This window comes from Shewanella sp. A22 (assembly GCF_053850585.1).
Window position 1 is genome coordinate 1 of the sequence record NZ_JBSQBN010000068.1, and the last position, 24,414, is coordinate 24,414.

General features: G+C 42.0%; 19 protein-coding genes. 12 read left to right on the forward strand and 7 right to left on the reverse strand.

The genetic code is table 11. The annotated features are described in order from the left end of the window. Positions 1 to 274 precede the first annotated feature (274 nt). The 6 genes from ACWXWT_RS12875 to ACWXWT_RS12900 all read right to left on the reverse strand — a co-directional run bounded on the left by ACWXWT_RS12875 (position 275) and on the right by ACWXWT_RS12900 (position 6,131). Positions 275 to 1,003: an energy transducer TonB family protein gene (locus ACWXWT_RS12875; protein WP_456041981.1), complete on the reverse strand. Its 729-nt coding sequence runs from the start codon at positions 1,001 to 1,003 to the stop codon at positions 275 to 277. Further along, positions 1,003 to 1,419, reverse strand: a complete 417-nt coding sequence (locus ACWXWT_RS12880) for an ExbD/TolR family protein (protein ID WP_456041982.1) — start codon at positions 1,417 to 1,419, stop codon at positions 1,003 to 1,005. The genes ACWXWT_RS12875 and ACWXWT_RS12880 overlap by 1 nt, the downstream gene beginning before the upstream one ends. Before the next feature lie 3 nt (positions 1,420 to 1,422). Continuing rightward, a complete protein-coding gene (locus tag ACWXWT_RS12885; protein ID WP_456041983.1) occupies positions 1,423 to 2,031 on the reverse strand; it encodes a MotA/TolQ/ExbB proton channel family protein in 609 nt (202 codons plus the stop codon). Between the two features lie 191 nt (positions 2,032 to 2,222). Beyond that, a complete protein-coding gene (locus tag ACWXWT_RS12890) occupies positions 2,223 to 2,807 on the reverse strand; it encodes a PepSY-associated TM helix domain-containing protein (RefSeq protein WP_456041984.1) in 585 nt (194 codons plus the stop codon). After that, a complete protein-coding gene (locus ACWXWT_RS12895; RefSeq protein ID WP_456041985.1) occupies positions 2,797 to 3,267 on the reverse strand; it encodes a DUF4920 domain-containing protein in 471 nt (156 codons plus the stop codon). The genes ACWXWT_RS12890 and ACWXWT_RS12895 overlap by 11 nt, the downstream gene beginning before the upstream one ends. A gap of 50 nt (positions 3,268 to 3,317) precedes the next feature. Then, positions 3,318 to 6,131, reverse strand: coding sequence for an insulinase family protein (locus ACWXWT_RS12900; protein WP_456041986.1), 2,814 nt, complete (start codon positions 6,129 to 6,131; stop codon positions 3,318 to 3,320). A 218-nt stretch (positions 6,132 to 6,349) separates the two neighbouring features. Between ACWXWT_RS12900 and ACWXWT_RS12905 the strand changes: the two genes are divergently transcribed. Continuing rightward, positions 6,350 to 8,869 carry a TonB-dependent receptor plug domain-containing protein gene (locus ACWXWT_RS12905; protein WP_456041987.1) on the forward strand — a complete coding sequence of 840 codons (2,520 nt, stop codon included), beginning with the start codon at positions 6,350 to 6,352 and terminating at the stop codon, positions 8,867 to 8,869. A gap of 145 nt (positions 8,870 to 9,014) precedes the next feature. Here ACWXWT_RS12905 and ACWXWT_RS12910 read toward each other — a convergent pair whose 3' ends face one another. Continuing rightward, complete coding sequence (locus ACWXWT_RS12910; protein ID WP_456041988.1) at positions 9,015 to 10,322, reverse strand: NAD(P)/FAD-dependent oxidoreductase; 1,308 nt, start codon at positions 10,320 to 10,322, stop codon at positions 9,015 to 9,017. A 230-nt stretch (positions 10,323 to 10,552) separates the two neighbouring features. Here ACWXWT_RS12910 and ACWXWT_RS12915 point away from each other — a divergent pair, with 230 nt between their 5' ends. The 11 genes from ACWXWT_RS12915 (at position 10,553) to gabT (ending at position 23,905) form a co-directional block, all read left to right on the forward strand. Then, positions 10,553 to 11,101: a cupin domain-containing protein gene (locus tag ACWXWT_RS12915; RefSeq protein ID WP_456041989.1), complete on the forward strand. Its 549-nt coding sequence runs from the start codon at positions 10,553 to 10,555 to the stop codon at positions 11,099 to 11,101. 513 nt (positions 11,102 to 11,614) lie between these two features. Continuing rightward, on the forward strand, positions 11,615 to 12,379 hold the full coding sequence (locus ACWXWT_RS12920) for a gamma-glutamyl-gamma-aminobutyrate hydrolase family protein (RefSeq protein ID WP_456041990.1): 765 nt from the start codon (positions 11,615 to 11,617) through the stop codon (positions 12,377 to 12,379). 3 nt (positions 12,380 to 12,382) lie between these two features. Then, entirely contained in the window at positions 12,383 to 13,738 is a 1,356-nt protein-coding gene (locus tag ACWXWT_RS12925) for a glutamine synthetase family protein (protein WP_456041991.1), read from the forward strand. 118 nt (positions 13,739 to 13,856) lie between these two features. Next, a complete protein-coding gene (locus tag ACWXWT_RS12930) occupies positions 13,857 to 15,242 on the forward strand; it encodes an aspartate aminotransferase family protein (RefSeq protein ID WP_456041992.1) in 1,386 nt (461 codons plus the stop codon). Between the two features lie 261 nt (positions 15,243 to 15,503). Further along, positions 15,504 to 16,604 carry a polyamine ABC transporter substrate-binding protein gene (locus ACWXWT_RS12935; protein ID WP_456041993.1) on the forward strand — a complete coding sequence of 367 codons (1,101 nt, stop codon included), beginning with the start codon at positions 15,504 to 15,506 and terminating at the stop codon, positions 16,602 to 16,604. 173 nt (positions 16,605 to 16,777) lie between these two features. Next, positions 16,778 to 17,914, forward strand: coding sequence for a polyamine ABC transporter ATP-binding protein (gene potA / locus ACWXWT_RS12940; protein WP_456041994.1), 1,137 nt, complete (start codon positions 16,778 to 16,780; stop codon positions 17,912 to 17,914). Next, complete coding sequence (locus ACWXWT_RS12945; protein WP_456041995.1) at positions 17,911 to 18,810, forward strand: ABC transporter permease subunit; 900 nt, start codon at positions 17,911 to 17,913, stop codon at positions 18,808 to 18,810. The genes potA and ACWXWT_RS12945 overlap by 4 nt, the downstream gene beginning before the upstream one ends. Next, the gene (locus ACWXWT_RS12950; RefSeq protein ID WP_456041996.1) at positions 18,807 to 19,622 is read left to right on the forward strand and encodes an ABC transporter permease subunit; all 816 of its coding nucleotides are present in this window, start codon (positions 18,807 to 18,809) and stop codon (positions 19,620 to 19,622) included. The genes ACWXWT_RS12945 and ACWXWT_RS12950 overlap by 4 nt, the downstream gene beginning before the upstream one ends. Positions 19,623 to 19,807: 185 nt before the next feature. After that, complete coding sequence (locus ACWXWT_RS12955; protein WP_456041997.1) at positions 19,808 to 21,094, forward strand: NAD(P)/FAD-dependent oxidoreductase; 1,287 nt, start codon at positions 19,808 to 19,810, stop codon at positions 21,092 to 21,094. A gap of 75 nt (positions 21,095 to 21,169) precedes the next feature. After that, positions 21,170 to 22,618, forward strand: coding sequence for an NADP-dependent succinate-semialdehyde dehydrogenase (gabD, locus tag ACWXWT_RS12960; RefSeq protein ID WP_456041998.1), 1,449 nt, complete (start codon positions 21,170 to 21,172; stop codon positions 22,616 to 22,618). 12 nt (positions 22,619 to 22,630) lie between these two features. Then, complete coding sequence (gabT, locus tag ACWXWT_RS12965; protein ID WP_456041999.1) at positions 22,631 to 23,905, forward strand: 4-aminobutyrate--2-oxoglutarate transaminase; 1,275 nt, start codon at positions 22,631 to 22,633, stop codon at positions 23,903 to 23,905. Positions 23,906 to 24,414: the final 509 nt, after the last annotated feature.

A 24,414-nucleotide genomic window follows, 5' to 3' on the forward strand; every position in this document is an offset into this window, starting at 1 on the left:
CTCTCAGGTATTCCACTTCTGTGTTACATCGATTTAAAAGGCAACAACCATTTCTACATCAATGAGCCTTGAATTGAAAAACCTGAGAGACTCTGAACTGACCAGATATTTAATGGGATTGGTATAAAATACCACAAGCTTGCTTGAGTGCATCTCGAAAGTGTTTTATGTTTTTGTGTTAATAATAAGCTCAGAAAGCTTTAGTTGTAGCTAAAGCTTTGAGCTCACTTTACCTATATTTAGTTAAACTACAGGGTTGCCATGCGGATGGGTATTATCGCCAATCATAATTTATATCAATTTTATAGCTTCGCGTTTGCCAGGTGACTTCCGAAGGTGGTTTAGGGTAAGGTCCTGCATTACGAATTAATCGCTTAGCGGCAATGTCAAACTCATAAATACCGCTGCGTTTAACGTCCACTTGTTGAGACAACTTTCCCGTTCTATCTAGCGTAAACGTTACTGTTACCGTACCTTTTAGCTTTTTCATTTTTAGCCGCTTTGGATAGCGTTTTTTAGACAAAATATGTTTACGGATTAATGCATCATACTTTGCTGTAGCTAGCGCACCGGCATCGAATGTTTTTTGTTGGCCTGTTTCTGCTTGTTTGACATTGGATTGTGTTGAGCCATTTATCCCCATGTTTCCAGCCATAATTGGTTTTACAAAGGCTTTGGGTTCGGGCTTAGGTTGAACTTCTTTTTTTACTTTTTCTTTGGGCTTAGGTTTAGGTGTGAAAGCCTTTTTAGGCTTGGGTTTTAGCTTTTCTTTGGGTAGCGGTTTTTCTTCAAGTTTTTTTTCTATTTCTGGTTTAGTTACTGGAACTGGATTCGGAATATTCTGGCCACCTGCGAGGGCAGTTTGCATCCCAACAGACAAGGTGATCGATTTTTGAGCCACAGAAACCACCGCAGAGCTTTGTGTTGGCACCAAAAAGACTGCCGCAACAGCAATTACATGGGTGACAACAGAAGCCGCTAGAAATGTTGAGAACTTTCCCATTAATTTACAGCGCTCAATGCAACTTGTGCTGCTTCAATTTGTAGTTCATTTAACAATGCGATAGCGTCAATCATTCTTTGCACTTCGGTGTGCTTATCTGTTGTGAGAGTGACTTTTAATTCTGGAGTTTCTTGTTGTAATGATATTAATTGCTCCATTAAATCATTTCGTTTCAATATCGGTCCGTTATCTAATTGCCAATGCTTAGGGAGAATAGTTAATGTGACTATTTGTTCTTGCAGATAACCTTCTACCTGTTCTTTTTTAGCTTCAGGCAGGTCCATTTTCATCGACAATAGCGGTGCATTAATCATTAACATCATAAAAGCAATTAATGTAAAAATAACATCTATCATCGGTGTCATGGTGTCGGGTTTAGGGGTATCTAGAGCATCATCGTATTCAAGTTCTATCATGGATTATCCTTTGCTGCGTTCAATACTCTGTGACAATCGATTTAATAATTCCATGCTTTCAGCTAAAGCATGTCGAACGCGTGAAGCTAATAAGGCATGTGCGAGCAAACACACTACAGCAATAACTAATCCCACTGCTGTTGTTGTTAGTGCTTGCCATAATCCGTCGGCCACAATTGCGGGTTCTACTGGGCCTTGATGAGCCCCGATATCACGAAAGGAGCGCATTAATCCTATAATGGTGCCAAGTAGCCCCAACATTGGTGCTAACGAAGCAACGGTAAGCAGACCTGACATTCGATTACGTAGTTTGTGGCTAATGGCATGCATAGCAATGCCTACCGCTTCATCGCGTACCTCTTTAGGCTCGGTGGCATGTTCTTGCATGCTATTAATCGCTTCAACAAAAAACGGCTCTACTTTCTGTAAATCTTGGAGTACCTCTTCACATTGGTTGTGATGGATTTTTTCAAGTGCGATTTGGTATTGATCAAACGGTAATAGCGACTGGCGAAGCAAATACCAACACCGCTCAGCGATCAAAGCTAGACCGATTACTGAACATAAAATTAAAGGGATTGCGGTGGCAATACTCCATGAATTATCAAACATAGGTTCTCTCTAAAATTGCGTCACCCAGCATTATTGCATTCATCGTGGGCTCATTTTAAGCCTCTGTGGGTGACATATAATCGGAATAGCCATTACACTCATTTAACACATCATTGAGTGTAAATCCGTCGTAAAACTAAAATGAAAAATGTTGCCAGTAATACTTATGTAACGTGTTAAAAATCAAAATATTAACTTGAAATAATCAAGAAAAAAGCAGGGATAACAAAACCAAAACTCATTAATATTATGGATTTAGGCCTTGCTGGACCGTGCTTTCCTTTGACCATAAATAGCGCTGATAACGCTAGAAAAATCAACATGCCTGCAAATAAATCGGAAAAATACACCCACGCATTACGGGTTTCATTAAGATGCAGTTTGTTTAATGCTTGTAGAATCAGTCTTGGTTCAATATTTTGATACCTTACTTGTCCTGTTTGGCGATCCCAGAACAATGTATCGCCCCCTTCTAAAAACACTTCAAATTGATTTTTATTTTTCCAGAAAGTTGACTTAACAGGCTGATTTAAACCTACACTTTGCAACATAGCTGCTGCTATCTCGTTATCTTGAAGTTTAATCCAGTGTTGATCGTCAACTTTGTGAGCTTGCTGCTCTACAGCGTAATTAGGATTCCAATCTGCAGCATGATTTACCGCAATGCCTGAGATAGCAAAAATAATGGTAAAACCAATACAGAAATAGCCTACGTCGCGATGTAGGGTGCGATTTAGTCGATACCAATTCACCCCTTTAAACCATTTAGTCAACAATGCTCACTCCGCTTGGAACCATCTGATACATGGTCATTGGTTCTGTCACACTTGCGGGTAAAAATGTTTCACCGGCTTCTTTGGCGTAGTAAGCTTTGATTTCACGCGTTTGCTCTAAGTTATATTTCAAGGCTTGCAATTTACCTGTCGCTAATGCTTTCTTACCTCTGGCGCTCAACGGGAACACCATCTCTCCATCTTGCACTTTGATTTTCAAGCTCTGGAATCGCTCATCAGATGCTATGTTCATCCAGCAGCCGCGTTTCTCACAAACCGCGACAATGGTTCCTTCAATGGTGACAGTCTTATCTAAATATTGTTCTGGCGTTGCCATTAGCGTCGACACAGGGGTCAATAATTCATGCTGAACACCTTCACCGAAATTAAGCGTGTCTGCTTGTGCGGTGGTTAATATTGTTCCTAGTAATAATGTTGTGAGAACGTATTTTTTATAGCGCATATCGATTCCTTAAAAAGCTCAACCTACCTAGGTTGAATAATATTAATTTGTTACTTTATTTTTGAATTGTCTTTTGGCATTCCCACTACGGTAACCACATTGGGAAGTGGAAAGATTTGATCAGTAAGTAAGGTTAATTTTGGCATGGTGACCAACTGATGTAATGAACCTAGACGCTTAATGTAACTTGGATTATGGTAACGTTGATCTGATAAAACCAAACGTCCTAGCCAAGTATTTGGGTTGTTGAGGCGATTATTTTCAGCAAAAATGATGTCAGAAACCGCGTGTTCTACATCAATGCGATTTGACTCATTCAACAGACTTTTTAACACACCGTTGGCAGCATCAAGTAACGCTTGTTGACGTTCTGGTGCGCAAGTAAAATGCATTTCAGTTAATACCCTATTTTGTTTAGGGTCTAAACGCATCTCAAACCGGATAGTGTAAACGCCGCCCAACTCATGACGGAGTTTTTGCTTCAATGCTTTTTTGACGATAGGCGATAATGTCGAGACGAGAAACGCTTGTTCTGGCGACCATTTCATCGGTAAATAGCCATATTGGCTTACCGTCGCTTTATCTTCTTCATGCTCTTTCACGTGTTGTATATGTTTACCTGAAAGCTGGCGTTTCGGCTGAGAGTCTACACTTGCTTGTCGTGGTACATTAGCTAAAAAATTATTTAAAACCGTTTCGAGTTCTGCAACCTCTATGTCGCCTACGATGTAAAATGTCACAGGTTGACGTATCAAGGTTTCTGTTTGATTCAGAATTTGAGCGCTTGTTGTCGCATCCACTTCATCTTGAGTCACATCAAACCCATTCGTATCGCCATAACGTAAATGTGCTGTCATTTTTGCGCTTGGGGTAGTCTTATGCTTGGTGACTAAACTTGGTTTTACCGATCCCCAAGCGCCATCTTCAATACCTGATTTCATTCGTAGATGGTACAGATGCATTAGCGTTGGTAATTGCTCAGCCGTGACAACTGTGGCTAAATCCAGCTCAGTTTCTTTTAACGCCCATTGCCAATGTGGTTCCGTTTTTTGCCACGTATCCCATTGCGCTTGGCTCCATTGTGGTAAACCACTTTGTTGCCATAACTGAAGGCCGGTTTGAGCCTGCCAGAATGTCATATTGCTGTTGTTGTAACCAACCTCTGATAACACTTTTATGTAGAGCTTGTTGTCTGATGACGGTTTGTTGAGCCATAACACACGATCACCATTGGCCAACAAATATGTTTTCAACGTTAATAATTGTTGCTGGTATTGCCATTGATCTTCTTCCAGAGTTATCCAGTTCGCCGGTTTTGTGTTAACCGAAGGCAAAGTAGGGGGCGACAGTGGTTGAGGTTCAACGGCTGCAGGCTTCTGTGGATCCAATCCGACCGTAGGCGGTAAATCAGCTAAATTCTGCTGAATGCGGGCTTGAAGATTTGCAACTTCATCAATGGTCGGTAAGATTACCTGCTGTTGCCCGCCAGCTTGATAATACAAAAACCGATCGTCTGCTGTTAACATCTCACGCATTCGAACATTGAGCTCCTCAATCGTCATTGTATTGAGCCACCTTAGGGTACGTTCTGCTTTTACTGAAGGCTGTTCAAGAGGTGCTTCTTGCATCAGAGCCTCGGTAATTTTATCTTCCCATTTGGCAAAATCACGATATTGAGCGGCTTTTATATTATTGGAAACTGTCTTTTTGGCCTTAGCGATTAATGATTCAAAATCCTCTTTATTTAAGCCGTCTCGGTACAACCTTGCGAGTTCTTCATTAACAACTTTTAAGCCTGTAGAGTGGTCTTTGGTGCGAGCTGCTATGGCAATTGTTAGCCGTTCATTGGTCGGTTCTTTAGCAGTAAAGCCAATACTTTCGATCGAGTCAGAGTCAATGAGCGCGCGGTCTCTTCTCACTTGATTACGGATTAGTTTACTTAAAAAGTATTTTTGTAAGTAAGCATATTGGCCTTGCTCTGTTGTGCGAGCGGGCATTTCCATGCGCAACCCGTAAGTTACCATTGAAGTGCTACCTTTGGGGTGTTGCACTTTACCTATGTACAATTTTGGAGACAGAGGTAATTTTACATAATCTCTGTTTGGTGCTTGTTTTTTGGGTAGCTGACCAAAAGCTTCTTCAATCGCTTTTTTTGCTATTTCGATATCGACTTCACCGGATATCACTAATTGCATATTACTGGCAATGTAGAAACTGTCGTAGAAACGTCGTAACTCTTCGATTGTGGCGGCGTTAATAGATTCTTTTGTGCCAATTGACTGGCGCTCCACGTATCTTGAGCCATTACGAGTTACGGCTTTTTTATACTGATTGACCTGACTGGGTAAGTCATTTCCCAAGCGCCATTCTTCTAAAACGACACCACGTTCCCGCTGCCAATCAGCATTGTCCAATGTTGCATAGCCTGCAATCTGAGACAGTAATGCTAACGAGCCAGGTAAATCTAACGCATCATCGATACGGGTTCGGATCATATATTGGGTTTCGGTTTGTCTTGTTACGGCATTAACTTGAAGACCCGTTTTCCATCCAATTTGACTAAGGTATGCATGTATTCCTTCAGGGTGTGAATTTGTTTTATGAAAAACCATATGTTCTAACATATGAGCAACACCTTCACGCTCGGTTTCATCCACAGTCCCTGCGTTTACAATTAACCGTATGTTGAAAGGGTCATCCACTTTGTTGCTGTCATAAATCGCGTAATCTAATCCATTGCTTAAGCTGCCTCTCGTAACAGCGGGATCCCACTGGTATTCACCCATGCAAGTAAAACTGATTAATAAACTGATCGCACAGATCAGGCGTGTGGTGTTTAAACGATAATATTTAAATTCAATCATGCGGCTCGAGTAACGTTAAGGGTCTTTTAATGATCCATGTAAAAAGTTTGGTAAATATAATTGATAATGATTGCCATTAGCAATAGGCTTTGTTCGTCTGGCGTGAATACACTTCATAAATTGGACCTACACCACATATATTTTACCGCTTAATGTTTATTGAGTATAAAAATTGACCACTGATAAAATTGTGTTCAGCTTTATAGAGAAAGGAAATAATGAAAATATCACTCGTTTATCTTGCTGTTACGGCAGCTCTTCTTCCTGATATTGCTATTGCAGCAGATCCAGTCGATCTTGGCAGTATTGCTGTCATTGACCAAGCAGCACAAAAAACTGAAAATGGAGCCGATGCTGCCTATGAAAGCTATGATCCTGTCGATACAGGCCTTAGTGTCATTAATCGCCAGTCTATCCAACATTCAAATAGTGGTGGAATCGACACCACCGAGCTACTGAAAGTCATGCCTTTTGTGCAAATGGATGTCGAGCGAAATGAAGTTAAGGCAGAGAATGAACAGAATATTCGTCCATCTGACTTTTCGATTTCTGGCGGTAATTATTACGAAAATAACATTATGATTGATGGCGTGGGTGCTAACTCAATTATGGATGTGACCGGCAATACTGCTAGCAATTTTAACGAAGTCTCAGGTCGCACTTCACAATCGATTTATATCGATCCTAATTTGTTGGAGTCAATAGAAGTATTAGATTCAAACATTTCTGCTGAGCATGGAGGTTTTATTGGTGGCGTAGTGAATTATAAGCTCCGTAAACCTAAACGTGTATTTGGTTTTGATTTTTCTGCAGGCTATCAAAATGATAGCATGATCAATTATATACATGATGATGAATCAGAAGAAGACACAGAAGACAACGCTCCACCTAGTTTTGAAAAATACAATTCTTCAATAACCTTTGATTTACCGATAACAGAGAAACTGGCTATTATGACCAGTTACAGTCGTTCTAAATCTACAGTCGACTATCTGTTATCGGAGAAATATGGTGGTGATAGCTTTACCAATTCAGATGTTTCAGAAAACTTTATTGTTAAGGGGATCTATGACTTTAACGAAGATATTGTTGTGGAGGGCGGCGTAACATACAGTCCTTACACAAGCGGTTATCGGAATAGTAATGGCATTAATAACCAAATAGAAACTAACTCTGGTGGCTTCTCAAGCTTTTTACAAGCTTATGGTGAAACAGGACAGTGGAATTGGGACAGTAAGTTGTCTTATAGCGATAATGATACTAGCCGCAAAGCTCCGTCAGCTAATTATTCTTGGGATAGTGACTCTGATTATTCAAATTGGTGTAGCAGTAGTAATTGTACTGAGGGGGGCTTTGGCAATATAGACTCTAATCAACGAGATTTTGCTTTGTCTTTTAATGCTGATACACAATTAGCCGGTGGAGTCTTTAGAGTTGGCACTGAACTTCGAACAACAACAGCAGAACAAATACGGCCTAATGACAATTATGCGTATTCTAGCGGTGAAGTATTATCAGAAAATGGATGGGACAGCCTTAACTGTATAGAAAATGATCCTGCATGTATTGAAGATGACATTATATTATTAACACATCAATATTATAAAGGTTACGATGCATCTGCGACGGTTAACACTCAGTCAGTGTGGCTTGAATACCAACGCCAATTTGGCGACGTTGATCTCCGTGGTGGCTTACGTTATGACCATGATGACTTTTTAGACAATCATACTTTAGCTCCTCGATTGACAGCGGCTTGGCAATTTATGGAAAACGGCAGTTTCACTGTTGGTGCTAATCGTTATTATGATGGTGGTAACGTGAGTTATGCTATTCGTGAACAGTATCCAGATAGTTACACCTTCAAACGAATGGTTGATGGTAGCGGTAATGTCATTACAGCAGATGATACTGATGATTATGGTTGGTATTTAAGCAAACACTCCAAGAGTACAAGTTATAGTACATCTGACCTAGACACGCCATACGCTGATGAGCTTACCGCAGCGTTCACTTTTAATACTCCATTAGATGGCAACTTGCGCTTAAAAGGAATATTTCGTAAAGCTCAAAACAAGTTTGTGAAAAATGGCAAAGAGAAAGTTGAGTACAATAAGGAAACTGGCGGGACATCTTCGCATACGGTCTACAGTTTAACCAATGACGGTGAGACTGAATATAAAGGGGTGTCTTTGGAGTGGAGCGGTCGTTATGAAAATCACTTCTTTAATGCCAATGCCACGTGGTCTGAAACCGTCGATGTTGGAGGCGTTAGTGATTTTGATAGCAGCTTCGATCCTGTTGAAGACGATTTTGATTTTGTTTACTACGATGGCCGCATAATTAGTATGTCGGAAGTTTACGATATCAGTGGACGTCAAAACTATGCAGCACCAATTAAGTTGTCGGCATCGTGGGGGGCAAACTGGTTAAGTGATCGCCTGACAACTTATGTTTCTGTTCATTATCGTGGAGAGTATCAAGCTCTTTCTGACACGAACGATAATATCGACATCGATAATGAAGCATATGATATTTATGCCGAAGTAACTCGTAAGGCATACACTGAGGTCGATTTAAATGTCAGTTACAAAGTACTTGATTCAGCCAATCACAATGCAACCATTGAAGCAAAAGTGAATAACCTTTTTGAAGCTTTGCCTCATACTGACACATCGTCTTCTAATCCTTACCAAAAAGGCCGCAGTTTTTGGGTATATCTAAAATATAACTACTAGCTATACCAGTAAAGGTACTGCTCATAACAGTACCTTTACCTTTAAGCTAAGTGTTGTTTGGCGTGGTGGATGTCCCATTTAATTGGCTTAAACAACATGTTAGCATTCTCGTTTGCGGTTGATTTACCGTCAATGTGATATCACGCTAAAGCCAATCCTTCATTCTGTGGTACAACATACCTGCAGCAAGCAATGGCGAGCGCAACATGGGGCCGCCAGGGAAGGTCATGTGCTTAATGTTGTTAAATACATCAATACGTTGTGATTGTTGGCTAATGGCTTCTGCTATTAACCTTGCCGCCATGTGTGTGGCATTCACTCCATGGCCAGCATACGCTTGGGCAAAATAGATGTTAGTTGCATCAGGCAAACGGCCTATTTGTGGCATACGGTTGGCTCCAATGCCCATCATGCCGCCCCATTGGTAATCAATTTTTATGCCTTTGAGTTGTGGGAACACTTTTTCAAGGTTAGGTCTTAGTTCTGCTTCAATGTCTTTTGGATCTTTACCAGAGTAAGTGCATAAACCACCAAATAATAAACGGCGATCGGCGGATAAGTGAAAGTAATCTAAGGCAACTCTCATGTCGGCAAATGCCATGTTCTGCGGAATGATACTGGCACATTGTTGTTCGGTTAATGGCTCTGTGGCTAATAAATAAGTGCCTGTTGGGAGCACTTTTCCACCAAGGAATGGGGATAATGTATTGCCAATATAACCATTGCCTGCCAATACGAGATAATCACAGGTTACTTCACCTTCTGCAGTAATGACTTTAGGTTTGTCACCTTTAATGATTTTTTCGGCGGCGCTGTATTCAAATAATTGTGCTCCCAACTCGCGCGCAACTCGGGCTTCACCTAATGCTAAATTGAGCGGATGTAAATGACCACTGCCCATATCGACTAATGCGCCTTGGTAAAAATCTGAGCCAATCACTTCGCTGATTTGCGATTTATTTAATAAGGTTATCGGTTTTTGATAGCCTTGAGATTTTAGGTCTTGATATTCTGCGGCCAGTTCATCCATGTGCCTTGGTTTGACGGCTAAGTCGCAATAACCCATTTGTAAGTCGCAGTCTATGTTATGTTCGGCTATTCGCTGTGTCACAATATCAACGGCTTCAAAGCCCATTTGTTGTATTGCTTTTACGCCTTCATCACCAATTTCTTTGCGGAATTGGGTGGCATCATGTCCTATACCACGAATTAACTCTCCGCCGTTACGGCCAGATGCTCCCCAACCAATGCGTTTTGCTTCGAGTAATACAACGCTGTACCCACGTTGCCTGAGCTCGATGGCTGTGTTGATACCACTGTATCCCCCGCCGACAATACACACGTCAACCTTGATATGTTCAGTTAGTTTTGGGTGGGTGAATAACGTATTTGCACTCGCAACATAAAAGGAGTCTGGATAGTGTTGGCTATGAATGGGGGATCTGGCTAGCATGATGACTCCAAGCGATTGATTAAACGGATAACTATAACGTGAAAACAAATGAGTGACTGAGCATGAATGCCCTTTAAGTGTGCATTTTATTTAACACTCATTTGATGTAAAATACAATTCCTTTGATATATGCATGTTATCGTGATTAATTAGTATTGAGTGTTGTAAATGTGTTAATAATCTACAACACTTAGTTTTGTTATTTTTTAACACTATTTAGGAGAACGAATTTGGACATTGGTGCAAACCTAAAAGCAGTACGCAAATTGAAAGGGTTATCTCAACGTGAGTTGGCCAAGCGTGCAGGGGTTACCAACAGCACAATTTCAATGATTGAGAAAAACAGTGTAAGCCCATCTGTTAGCTCATTAAAAAAAGTCTTGGCAGGTATTCCCATGTCGTTGGTGGATTTTTTCTCAATTGACGATGGATCGATTGGTGATCAAAAAGTGGTTTATCGTGCCAATGAATTGCTCGACATCGGTACTGGCGATTTAGTTTATAAATTAATTGGTCGCGATTATCCAAGCCGTGCCATGTCGTTAATGAGTGAAACATATCCAGTTAATTCAGATACCGGTGCTGAAATGCTTCAACATGAGGGCGAAGAAGGCGGTATGATAGTTGAAGGCAAGCTCGAAGTGACTGTTGGCGAAGAAGTGTTTATTTTGGAAAAAGGTGACAGTTATTATTTTAATAGTGAACAACCACACCGCTTTCGTAATCCCTTTGATGAACCCTGTCGTTTAGTGAGCGCGACAACCCCAGCTGATTTTTAATATACGTTCACCTTGGTAGATAATAAGTATTTAATAAACAAAAATATGTGGCGTTAATTACATTGGGTTGGCGTGCAATATTCACCCAACAATAGCCGCAGAAAAGATAATAAAGGCTAATTCATATTGCTTTTTCTCACCGTTTTACTTGATGTTATTCACATCAATTGCTTCTATTGCACCTTTATTCACCGTGACTATTGACCTTCTATCAGTATTTCATTGCTTTGTGTAAATAATATAAAGCAATGAACTCCCTTTTATTGTGCATTTGTCTCCCCATTTTGGCGCATAAACCCCGTGATGCAGCATAACTTATTCACCATGCGTTTTTTTCAATAACGCCACACAATTAAAGTTATCACTTTGTTTTAATAATGTTTTATTTTTATTTTTTGAAAAGTTATTTTAATCAGCCGTTATCCTCTTGCCTAGCTAAAAAATTCCGTGTAGTGTGTGAAAAAATGAACACGTAAACGATAGGTTCATCACAATCTTTGCCAAAGGTGAGATATGTCTCAATCAAGTCTTCCCCTCATTGGGGTTGTTGCATGCAATCAGCAAATAGGCCTACATCCATTTAACATAGTGGGCGAAAAGTATTTGCTAAGTGTGGTTAATGGTGCCAAAGGATTTCCGTTAATTATCCCGTCTTTAGGGGGGGAGATACCGACTAAAGATTTGCTTTCTCGCTTAGATGGCATTCTGTTTACTGGGTCGCCATCAAACGTTGAACCTCATCATTACCAAGGCCTTCCAAGTGAAGCCGGCACCCATCATGACCCTAAACGCGATGCAACAACGTTGCCGTTAATTAAAGCCGCTATTGAGGCGGGTATCCCGGTGTTAGGCATTTGCCGAGGTTTTCAGGAAATGAATGTGGTTTATGGTGGCAGCTTGTATCAAAAACTGCACGAGGTTGGCACATTTATTGAACACAGAGAAGATAAGTATGCACCATTAGATGTGCAATATGGTTTATCGCATCAGGTTAATCTTGTTGCTGGCGGACTTCTTCACGATGCATGGGGCTGTGACACTGCAGAGGTAAACTCTGTTCATACTCAAGGCGTGGAGCGTCTAGGTAATGGGTTACAGCCAGAAGCATTTGCTCCGGACGGATTAATCGAAGCATTTTCAGTGAAAAATGCGAAAAATTTTGCATTAGGTGTCCAGTGGCATCCTGAATGGAAAGTAACCGAAAATGCATTCTACACTGCTATTTTCGAGGCTTTCGGCCAGGCTTGTAGACATCATGCGGCAACACAAGTGAGATAAGAAATGGATAAGTTAATCGCTTTTTTAAAAGACAATAAAATTACCGAAGTTGAATGTGTTATTAGTGATTTGACTGGTATCGCGCGTGGCAAGATTGCACCAGTGGATAAGTTTGTGTCAGAGAAGGGGATGCGTTTACCTGAGAGCGTGCTGCTCCAAACTGTTACCGGTGATTACATTAATGATGATGTTTTTTACTCTTTATTAGATGATGCCGATATCGATTTTGTGTGTGTTCCAGACGAAAATGCCGTGTTCATGTTGCCGTGGACTGTTGAGGCTACCGCTCAGGTGATCCATGATTGCTATGACCGTATGGGTAACCCTATTGAGTTATCTGCCCGTAATGTGTTGAAAAAAGTCCTTAAACTTTATGACGATAAAGGTTGGGAGCCTGTTATTGCGCCAGAAATGGAGTTTTATCTTACTAAGCGTTCTGACGACCATGATTTACCGCTTAAGCCGCCTATCGGCCGCTCTGGGCGTCCTGAGGCAGGGCGTCAGTCATTTTCGATTGATGCTGCAAATGAATACGACCCATTGTTTGAAGATATGTACGATTGGTGTGAAGCCCAAGGTTTAGATATCGACACCTTGATCCATGAAGATGGTCCTGCACAAATGGAAATTAACTTTAGCCATGGCAATCCTCTCGCCCTTGCTGACCAAGTTTTTGTATTTAAACGTACCTTAAGGGAAGCCGCCTTAAAGCATGATGTGTGTGCCACTTTTATGGCAAAACCTGTTACCGATGAACCCGGTAGCGCCATGCATATTCATCAAAGTATTATTGATAAAAAAACAGGTAAAAATATCTTCACTAAAGAAGATGGAACCCAAAGCCAGTTATTTTTAAATTACATTGCTGGTTTACAGACTTACATTCCTGAATTGTTACCGTTAATGGCACCTAATGCTAACTCATTCCGCCGTTTTTTACCGGGAACATCAGCACCAGTAAATCTAGAGTGGGGTGTAGAAAACCGCACCTGTGGTTTGCGTATTCCTGAATCATCACCGCAAAATCGTCGTATTGAAAACCGCATTCCTGGTGCCGACTCAAATTGTTATTTAGCCATTGCGGCCAGCTTATTATGTGGTTTTATTGGTATGGATAAAAACTTACGTCCGTCGACACCGGTTACTGGGCGCGCCAATGAGAGCCGGACAAATAACGAAAACTACTTACCAGTAACATTAGAAGAAGCGTTAATGGCAATGCAAGAAAGTGAAGCCTGTATTGAGTATTTAGGCCAGTCGTTTACTACGGCTTTTGTGGCGGTAAAACAAGCTGAACTTGAGAATTTCCGTCGTGTTGTGAGTTCTTGGGAACGTGAGTTTTTGCTGCTAACGGTATAAAGCAAATCACTCGCAGTATAAAGGGTATGAGTGCACATATTGATGTAGTGCTCAAGCGGTGTGGATAAACAGATAGCCGAGACGTTGTTTTTGCTATCTGCTTGAATGGGATATAAGTATGCAAAGCCAATTAACAAGCCAGCAGCAAGAGCTAGACCGCTTACAAGCGGCGGATAAGCAGCATTTTATCCACCCATTTACTGACTCAAAAGGATTAGCACAAAAGGGCACCCGTGTCATTGAACGTGCCGAAGGGGTTTACTTGTGGGACATCATGGGCCATAAGCTGCTCGATGCCATGGCGGGTTTATGGTGCGTTAACGTGGGTTACGGTCGTCAATCCATTGTTGATGCTGCAAGTAAGCAAATGCAGCAACTGCCCTTTTATAATAGTTTTTTTCAGTGTTCGCATCCTCCAGCTATTGAGTTGGCTCAAAAGATAGCCTCACTTGCACCTGCACATATGAATAATGTGTTTTTTACTGGGTCCGGTTCAGAAGCTAATGATACCAATTTACGTATGGTGAGACGTTATTGGGATCTTAAAGGCAAACCCAATAAGAAAACCATCATTAGCCGCGAGAATGCGTACCATGGGTCTACCGTTGCCGGAGCGAGTTTAGGTGGCATGTCGGGTATGCATGAACAAGGTGATTTACCTATACCTGGTGTGGTTCATATTGCACAACCTTATTGGTACAACGACGCTAATGGTTTATCACCAGCAGAGTTTGGCTTGCAAACGGCTCAAGCGCTTGAAGCAAAAATTATTGAGTTGGGTGTAGATAATGTCGCAGCGTTTATTGCTGAGCCGTTTCAAGGCGCTGGTGGGGTGATCATTCCTCCTTCAACTTACTGGCCCGAAATTAACCGTATTTTGGCTAAGTACGATATTTTATTCATTCTTGACGAGGTGATCAGTGGCTTTGGCAGGACCGGAAAGTGGTTCGCTGCTGAATACTTTGATTTACAGCCTGATTTGATCTCTATTGCTAAAGGGATGACCTCTGGTTATGTGCCAATGGGGGGGGTAATTGTGTCAGACAAAGTCGCTGATGTGATCAAGCAAGACTGTGGCGAATTTACCCATGGTTTTACCTATTCCGGCCATCCTGTCGCCGCAGCAGCGGCACTGGAAAATATTCGTATTATTGAGCAAGAGCACCTCGTTGAGCGTGTGGCTAATGATACCTCACCTTATTTACAGTCACGCTTACAAGCATTGGCTCAACATCCATTGGTGGGGGAAGTGCGTGGTATTGGGCTAGTTGCGGCCATTGAGTTAGTTAACGATAAATCTTTGCGACAACGTTTTGATTCAAGCGTTGGTGCGGGTACTTATTGCCGCGATGCCTGTATTGAGCATGGATTGGTGATGCGTTCGGTTGGTGACACCATGATTATTTCACCACCATTGACGATAAGTCACAGTGAAATTGATGAGCTAGTGGCCAAGGCGACACAAGCGCTGAACGACACTTATCAGTATGTTCAGGCAAAGTAATGCCATTTTTGTGATGAATGAATATTTTAAAATAGTGATTTTTTAACCAATTGCATTGTTGGTATCTAGTAATCAAAAATGTTTTTGATAAAATCCGCAAAATTATGGGAGCGTATACCGTTGCTGTAATCATACCGATGCATAGTTAAGTTGTAGCATTGGATAATTTCTTTCAATAGAAAGAAGATTTTACACGCTGGTATTGCTGGCGAAAAAACGAATGTCAGTACCATTCTGACCATTATCCAAAAGGGAGAAAGTATGAAGCTACTCAACAAACTATCCACATTGGCCCTCATTACAGCAAGTGTGTTTTCAAGTGCTGCAATTCAGGCCGAGGAAGTGGTCAAAATGTATAACTGGTCAGATTATATCGCCGAAGATACATTAGCCAATTTCGAAAAAGAAACCGGTATTCGCGTTATTTATGATCTATTTGATAGTAATGAAGTGTTAGAAGCAAAACTATTGTCTGGCCGCAGCGGTTACGACATTGTAGTGCCATCAAACCATTTTTTAGCCAAGCAAATTAAAGCCGGTGCTTTCCAGAAGTTGGATCGTGCTAAGTTGACTAATTATGCCAACTTAAAGCCTGACTTAATGAAGCAGCTGCAAAAAGCCGATCCGGCAAATGAACATGCCATTCCTTACTTGTGGGGGACCAACGGGATTGGTTACAACATCGACAAAGTTAAAGCAGTGTTAGGTGAGGATGCGCCATTTGATTCTTTAGAGCTTATTTTTAATCCTAAATATGCTGAAAAAATTGGTACTTGTGGTTTCTCTATGCTGGATTCTGCCGACGACATGTTACCCCAAGCACTGATTTATCTTGGTTTAGATCCTAACAGTAAAAATGTAGCTGATTATGAAAAAGCCGCAGAAGTATTGGAAAAAGTACGTCCTTACATTACTTACTTCCATTCATCGCGTTATATCTCTGATTTAGCCAACGGTGATATCTGTGTGGCATTTGGTTTTTCTGGTGACGTATTCCAAGCAGCAGCACGAGCCGATGAAGCGGGTAACGGTAACAAGATTGGTTATTCTATCCCTAAAGAAGGCGCAAACTTATGGTTTGATATGTTAGCCATCCCAAAAGATGCCACTAACGTAGATAACGCGCATAAATTGATTAACTATCTACTTCGCCCAGAAGTGATTGCACCAATTAGTAACTATGTTGCTTACGCTAACCCTAACGTACCAGCGCAAGCTCTTGTCGATGAAGCCATTCGTAACGACCCAGCCATTTACCCACCACAATCGGTAATTGATAAGTTGTACATTGGCGATATTCGTCCAATGAAGATCCAACGTGTTGTGACACGTGCATGGACCAAAGTAAAGTCAGGCCAATAACCTAACTTACTGACAAATAGGGCGATTGGCCGTCCTATTTGTCTTAACGGTATTAATGTATTTATTGGCTAATTTAGCCACTTTAGCAGATTGTTATTTAGCACATTGTTACGTGTACCCTAAAACAGGCTGTTCTGTTGTGGTACACATACTCCAAAAGGCGGAGCAGTATTATGGTAAACACCTCGGGCGTCATCAATAAACCAACAACAAAGACGCAAGATAAAGTACTGCTTAAGATTGATCGAGTAAGCAAGCTTTTCGATGATGTACGTGCAGTTGACGACGTATCATTAACCATAAACAGTGGTGAAATATTTGCTTTACTGGGCGGCTCTGGCTCAGGTAAATCAACCTTATTGCGTATGTTAGCGGGTTTTGAAAAGCCAACGGAAGGGCGCATTTTTCTTGATGGTGTTGATATTACTGATATGCCACCTTACGAACGCCCTATAAATATGATGTTCCAGTCTTATGCCTTGTTTCCACATATGACTGTTGAGCAAAATATTGCCTTTGGTCTCAAGCAAGACAAAATGCCTAAAGCCGATATTGCGGTGCGTGTAAAAGAAATGCTTAAACTGGTGCACATGGAAAAATACGGTAAACGTAAACCGCATCAGTTATCGGGTGGACAACGTCAGCGTGTTGCATTAGCCCGCTCGTTAGCTAAACGCCCTAAATTACTTCTGCTTGATGAGCCAATGGGCGCGTTAGACAAAAAGCTGCGTACCCAAATGCAGTTAGAAGTGGTCGATATTTTAGAAGCTGTTGGCGTAACCTGCGTCATGGTAACCCACGACCAAGAAGAAGCCATGACTATGGCGGGCCGAATTTCTATTATGCATGAGGGTTGGATAGCCCAAACAGGCAGCCCTATGGACATTTACGAGTCGCCAGCCAGCCGCATGGTTGCTGAGTTTATTGGTACGGTGAACTTATTTGAAGGTGAAATCATTGAAGACGAAGCTGACCACGCCATTATTAAATCGCCAACGTTATCGCAGCAGTTTTATATTGGTCACGGTATTTCAACTAGCTTAGAAAACAAAAATGTATTTCTGGCACTTCGCCCTGAAAAAACCATTATTACCCGTGAGAAGCCCGAAAGTGACTATAACTGGGCTCATGGTGTCGTGCATGATATCGCTTATCTTGGTGGGTTATCAGTGTATTACATTAAGCTTAACAACAACCAAATTGTTCAATGTTCTATGATTAACCGCGAACGCCGCGCCGACCACCCTACATGGGAAGACGAGGTTTACATCAGTTGGGAAGACAGCAGCGGGGTTGTATTAAACTCATGAAGAATCCATTGAAATTGATCAAGGGTCGATATTTCACCATGGGGGTACCCTACCTGTGGTTATTGATGTTTTTTGCCTTACCGTTTGCCATTGTATTAAAGCTGAGTTTTTCTACTGCGGCTATAGCAATTCCGCCTTACGAAGCCACATTTACCTATATTGATGAGGTGTTAAATATTGCACTGAATTTGGGCAATTATTTATTATTGCTCCAAGACTCAATGTATTACATGGCTTATTTAACATCGTTAAAAATGGCTTTTGTGGCCACGCTTGGGTGTTTGATTTTAGGTTTTCCGATGGCGTATGCCATTGCAAGAGCGCCCGCTCGATTACAAACCGTGTTTTTGTTACTCGTGATGCTGCCGTCATGGACGTCATTTTTAATCCGTATTTATGCATGGATGGGGATTTTAAGTAACAACGGTTTAATCAATAACGTCTTAACGTGGTTAGGGGTGATATCTGAACCTATTCAAATGTTAAACACTAATTTTGCGGTGTATATCGGGATTATTTACGCTTATTTGCCATTTATGGTTTTACCGTTATATGCCACCTTAGTTAAATTAGATTTAAGCTTACTCGAAGCGGCTTCTGATTTAGGTTCTAGCAGTATCAATACCTTCTGGAAAATTACCTTGCCTTTATCGATGGGCGGTGTGGTTGCGGGCTCCATGTTGGTGTTTATTCCTGCAGTTGGTGAATTTGTTATCCCCGAATTATTGGGCGGCCCAGATTCATTAATGATTGGTAAAGTATTGTGGCAAGAGTTCTTTAATAACCGCGATTGGCCAGTGGCTTCATCACTCGCGATTGTGATGTTAGCACTATTAATTATCCCTATTACCTTATTCCACCGCTATCAGTCACGAGATATGGAGAACGATGTATGAAGAATTTGAGTTTCTCTAAAGTGATGCTGTGGTTCGGCTTGTTGTTTTTGTATGCGCCAATGTTTATTTTGATTATTTATTCGTTTAATGAATCAAAATTGGTCACGGTATGGGGTGGGTTTTCACCAAAATGGTACGGCGAACTGTTTCAAGACGACCAGATCCTTGGCGCGGTTTGGACCAGTTTACGCATTGCTTTTTATAGCGCCACCATGGCGGTCATTATTGGCACTATGGCTGCGTTTGTGATGACTCGTTTTCGTCGCTCATGGGCGAAGTTAACCTTGTCTAACATGATCACCGCACCTTTGGTTATGCCTGAGGTGATCACGGGTTTGTCATTACTATTATTGTTTGTGGAAATGGCCGATCTCATTGGTTGGCCAGCAGAACGCGGCATGTTAACTGTTTGGATTGCACATTCAACCTTTTGTGCTGCCTATGTTGCTGTTGTTGTGTCGTCAAGGTTACGTGAATTGGACTTATCAATTGAAGAAGCGGCTATGGACTTAGGTGCAACGCGACTAAAAACATTCTTCTTAATCACAGTGCCAATGATTTCACCAGCGTTAATTGCTGGTTGGTTTTTGTCATTTAGTTTGTCTTTAGATGATTTAGTGATTGCCAGCTTTGCTTCTGGACCCGGCGCAACCACTCTACCTATGGTGGTGTTCTCGTCGGTACGTTTAGGTGTGTCACCTAAGATTAATGCGCTGGCGACCATTATTATTTTAAGTGTGTCATTGGTGGCATTCTTGTCATGGTACTTGGCTCGTCGTTCAGAGCGAAAGAATAAAGAAGCGATGGAGTAATAAACTGCAAGATGACCTTGTAAAGCCATGCTGTTAAGTGTGGCTTTTTTTAGCAATACACTTACCTGTGGTGTTAAATATATTCTACAAAGTGTCAAAAATTACGTTTTAATTGCTAGTGTTTAAATTTGCTTAAGTGTACGATTAGTTAGTTGGATTTCGTTTGAAACTATAAAGGAAGCGCTATGTCCGCCACACCTCACGCTAGTTCATATTATGCTGCGTCGGCCAATGATAAAGTCGAACGCCCTCGCTTAGAATCTTCAATAGAAACCGATGTTTGTATCATTGGTGCGGGATACACAGGATTGTCATCAGGGTTGCATTTATTAGAGAGCGGCATGAAAGTGGTGATCTTAGAAGCGGCTCGTATTGGTTGGGGGGCGTCTGGTCGTAACGGTGGACAAATTGTCAATTCATTCAGCCGCGACATCGACAGCATCGAAAAAGTCGTTGGCAAAGAGCAAGGCAAGTTATTTGGGCAAATGGCCTTTGAAGGCGGGCAGATTATTCGCGATCGCATTGCCAAATATAACATTGATTGCGATTTAAAAGATGGTGGTGTGTTTGCGGCAATGAACGCAAAACAAATGGGCCATTTACAATCGCAAAAAAAGCTATGGGAAGCCCATGGCCATAACAATCATTTAGAAATGCTTGATCAAGATGGCATTCGAAATGTGGTTAATACCGACTTATATGTTGGCGGGCTGCTGGATAAAAGCGGTGGTCATATTCACCCGCTTAATCTTGCATTAGGTGAAGCCCGTGCGGTGGAGTCGCTTGGTGGGCTGATATTTGAAGATTCCGCGGTCACTAAAGTTGATGATGGTGAGTCACCGATTGTGCACACTGCGCACGGGCAAGTGAAGTGTAAATTTGTGGTCGTGGCGGGTAATGCCTATTTGGGTAAACTACTGCCAGAGCTACAAGCTAAATCAATGCCTTGTGGTACCCAAGTGATTACAACAGAACCGTTGAGCGATGAAATAGCTGCAAGCTTATTGCCGCAAGATTATTGTGTAGAAGACTGTAATTATTTATTGGATTATTATCGTCTATCAGGCGATAAACGCCTTATTTTTGGTGGTGGTGTTGTGTACGGTGCTCGTGATCCCGCCAACGTTGAAGCCTTAATTATGCCTAAACTATTAAAGACATTTCCGCAGCTAAAAGGCGTTAAAGTTGATTATGCTTGGACCGGTAACTTTTTAATGACCTTGTCGCGTCTGCCACAAGTCGGCCGTATTGGGCACAATATTTATTATTCCCAAGGCTGTAGTGGTCACGGGGTTACCTATACTCATTTAGCGGGTAAATTAATTGCCGAAATGCTCAATGGTCAAGCCACACGTTTTGATGCTTTTGCCGCATTACCACATTACCCTTTTCCAGGTGGTCATGCTCTGCGTGTTCCGTTTAGTGCCTTAGGTGCTTGGTATTACACGTTACGTGACAAATTTGGCATTTAGTTTTATGTCAAGATAACCAATGGGTTATCAACAGAACATTAACTGAATGATTTTTTGAATTAGTAGGAGCGCATTGTGATTTTACATGATCCAAGCTTATTGCATGAGCAATGTTATATCGATGGTCTATGGGTAAGTGCTAACAGTGGTGAAACTGTTGCGATAGCCAACCCAGCCACCCAAGATATCATCGGCTATGTGCCTGTTATGGGCAAAGCAGAAACCGCAGCCGCTATTACGGCAGCCAATAATGCGTTACCAGCATGGCGGGCCCTTACTGCAAAAGAGCGCAGCCAAAAGCTACGACGTTGGTTTGAGTTGATGCATGAAAATGCTGAAGACCTAGCGTTGATGATGACCACCGAACAAGGCAAGCCCTTGGCAGAAGCGCGAGGTGAGGTGACTTATGCCGCTTCGTTTATTGAATGGTTTGCCGAAGAAGCGAAACGTATTTATGGCGAAACGATTCCTGGGCACCAAGCCGATAAAAGACTGACAGTCATCAAGCAACCTGTTGGCGTAACGGCGGCAATTACTCCATGGAATTTCCCCGCAGCAATGATTACCCGTAAAGCGGGGCCTGCATTAGCAGCCGGTTGTACTATGGTGGTTAAACCTGCACCGCAAACACCGTTTACCGCATTAGCTTTAGCAGAGCTTGCCCATCGTGCGGGTATTCCAGCTGGGGTATTTAGTGTGATTACTGGTGATGCAATTGCCATTGGCAATGTTTTATGCACAAGCCCTATTGTGCGTAAGTTATCGTTTACTGGTTCAACTGCTGTTGGCATTAAGCTGATGGAGCAATGCGCGCCAACCCTTAAAAAATTGTCACTTGAATTGGGCGGTAATGCCCCTTTTATTGTCTTTAATGATGCCGATGTTGATGCCGCAGTCGAAGGTGCCATGATTGCTAAATATCGCAATGCCGGCCAAACCTGTGTGTGTGCTAATCGCATTTATGTGCAAGCGGGCGTGTATGAGCAATTCACGCAAAAGTTTGCCGCAGCGGTTACGAAACTCAATGTCGGTAATGGTATAGAAGATGGCGTAACCACAGGCCCTTTAATTAATGCCGATGCCGTCGCTAAAGTACAACGTCATTTAGCCGATGCCGTTGCAAAAGGGGCTAGCGTGGTGACTGGCGGTCATGCCCATAGCTTAGGTGGTTTTTTCTTTGAACCGACCATTTTACGTGATGTTGAAAAATCGATGCTGGTGGCCAAAGAAGAGACGTTTGGTCCGTTAGCGCCGCTGTTTAAATTCGACTCAGTTGATGACGTGATTAAACAGGCAAATGACACTGAATTTGGTTTGGCTGCATACTTTTATGGTCGTGATATTTCATTGGTCTACAAAGTCGCAGAAGCGCTTGAATACGGTATGGTGGGGGTGAATACCGGATTAATCTCGACAGAAGTTGCGCCTTTTGGTGGCATTAAATCATCAGGATTGGGCCGCGAAGGTTCTAAATTTGGTATCGACGAATACCTTGAGATGAAATATATCTGCATGTCAGTTTAAGAGGGTGGGGCTATGACTAAAACAAATGATGGACTAATGGCACGTCGCCAAGCGGCAGTGGCTCAAGGTGTAGGACAAATTCACCCGATTTTTACTGAACGTGCTGAAAACGCCACTGTATGGGATGTTGAAGGCCGAGAATACATCGACTTTGCCGGTGGTATTGCAGTACTCAATACAGGGCATTTACACCCTAAAGTTAAAGCTGCGGTTGCGGCGCAGTTAGATGCATTTTCACACACGTGCTTTATGGTGTTGGGTTACGAAAGTTATATTGCCGTCTGCGAAAAGCTTAATCATTTAGTCCCTGGTGATTTTGCTAAAAAAACGGCTTTATTTACCAGTGGCTCTGAAGCGGTTGAAAATGCCGTTAAAGTGGCTCGAGCTTATACCAAGCGTGCTGGAGTGATAGCATTTACCTCGGGATATCACGGTCGCACGATGGCCGCATTGGCCTTAACTGGTAAAGTTGCGCCATACAGTAAAGGTATGGGCTTAATGTCTGCCAATGTGTTTCGCGCTGAATTCCCTTGCGAAATGCATGGGGTCTCTGAAGATGATTCAATTGCATCCATTGAACGTATTTTTAAAAATGATGCAGAGCCTGCTGACATAGCCGCAATTATTTTAGAGCCAGTGCAAGGTGAAGGTGGTTTTTACGCTGTCACACCATCGTTTATGAAGCGTTTACGTGAGTTATGTGACAATCATGGCATAGTGTTAATTGCTGACGAAGTTCAAACTGGTGCAGGTCGTACGGGGACCTTTTTTGCCATGGAGCAAATGGGTGTTTCGGCAGATATTACCACTTTTGCTAAGTCGATTGCTGGTGGTTTCCCACTATCTGGCATTACGGGTAAAGCGGAAATTATGGATGCAGTAACCGCAGGAGGTTTAGGCGGCACTTATGGTGGTAGCCCTATTGCCTGTGCTGCGGCATTAGCAGTGATTGAAGTGTTTGAAGAAGAACAGTTACTGGCTAGAGCTAATGAGGTTGGTAATAAGCTTAAGTCGGCTTTAATTGATATGCAGGCTAAATATCCGCAAATTGCAGATGTGCGTGGGTTAGGCGCAATGATCGCTATTGAACTAATGGAAGACGGTGAACCTGCGCCGCAATACAGCGGTAAGATTTTAGCTGAAGCTCGCGATCGAGGTTTGATTTTGTTGTCTTGTGGTACTTACGGCAACGTTATTCGAGTTCTGGTGCCGTTAACTGCGCCAGATGTACAAATTGATGCAGGCCTAGCCATTATGGATGAGACATTTCAAGCCGTGTTTATATAACGGGTTTATGGGTTCGGGTTAGTTAATAACATCCCGCTTTTAGCGGGATTTTTTATAGCGGCGATCCTTTGTTGTTTTTTATCTCGACGATTCAGCTTTGCCTTTGTGTTCCGATTGATAAGGTGTGAGTAGGTCAGCAATATATTGTCATTTTACCTTGCATATCCCACTTCTTAACCCGAGTTGAGGTTAATTAAGGTGTTAAAGATACTATTTACATCTTTCTAAAAGCGGCTAAAGTGCCAACTTTATCATTATGATCGTGGCAGGGCGAGATCATACTTTGTTAACAGTTTTACTTGACCACAACAGTAATTATTGAACAATGAACTTTTTAGATGCTAGTTCTGATTAGCTATTTCGAACTGTAAACTTGCGTAGCATATTATACCAATCTCATTAAATATCTGGTCAGTTCAGAGTCTCTCAGGTTTTTCAATTCAAGGCACATTGATGTAGAAATGGTGTTCCCTTTTAAATCGATGTAACACAGAAGTGGAATACCTGAG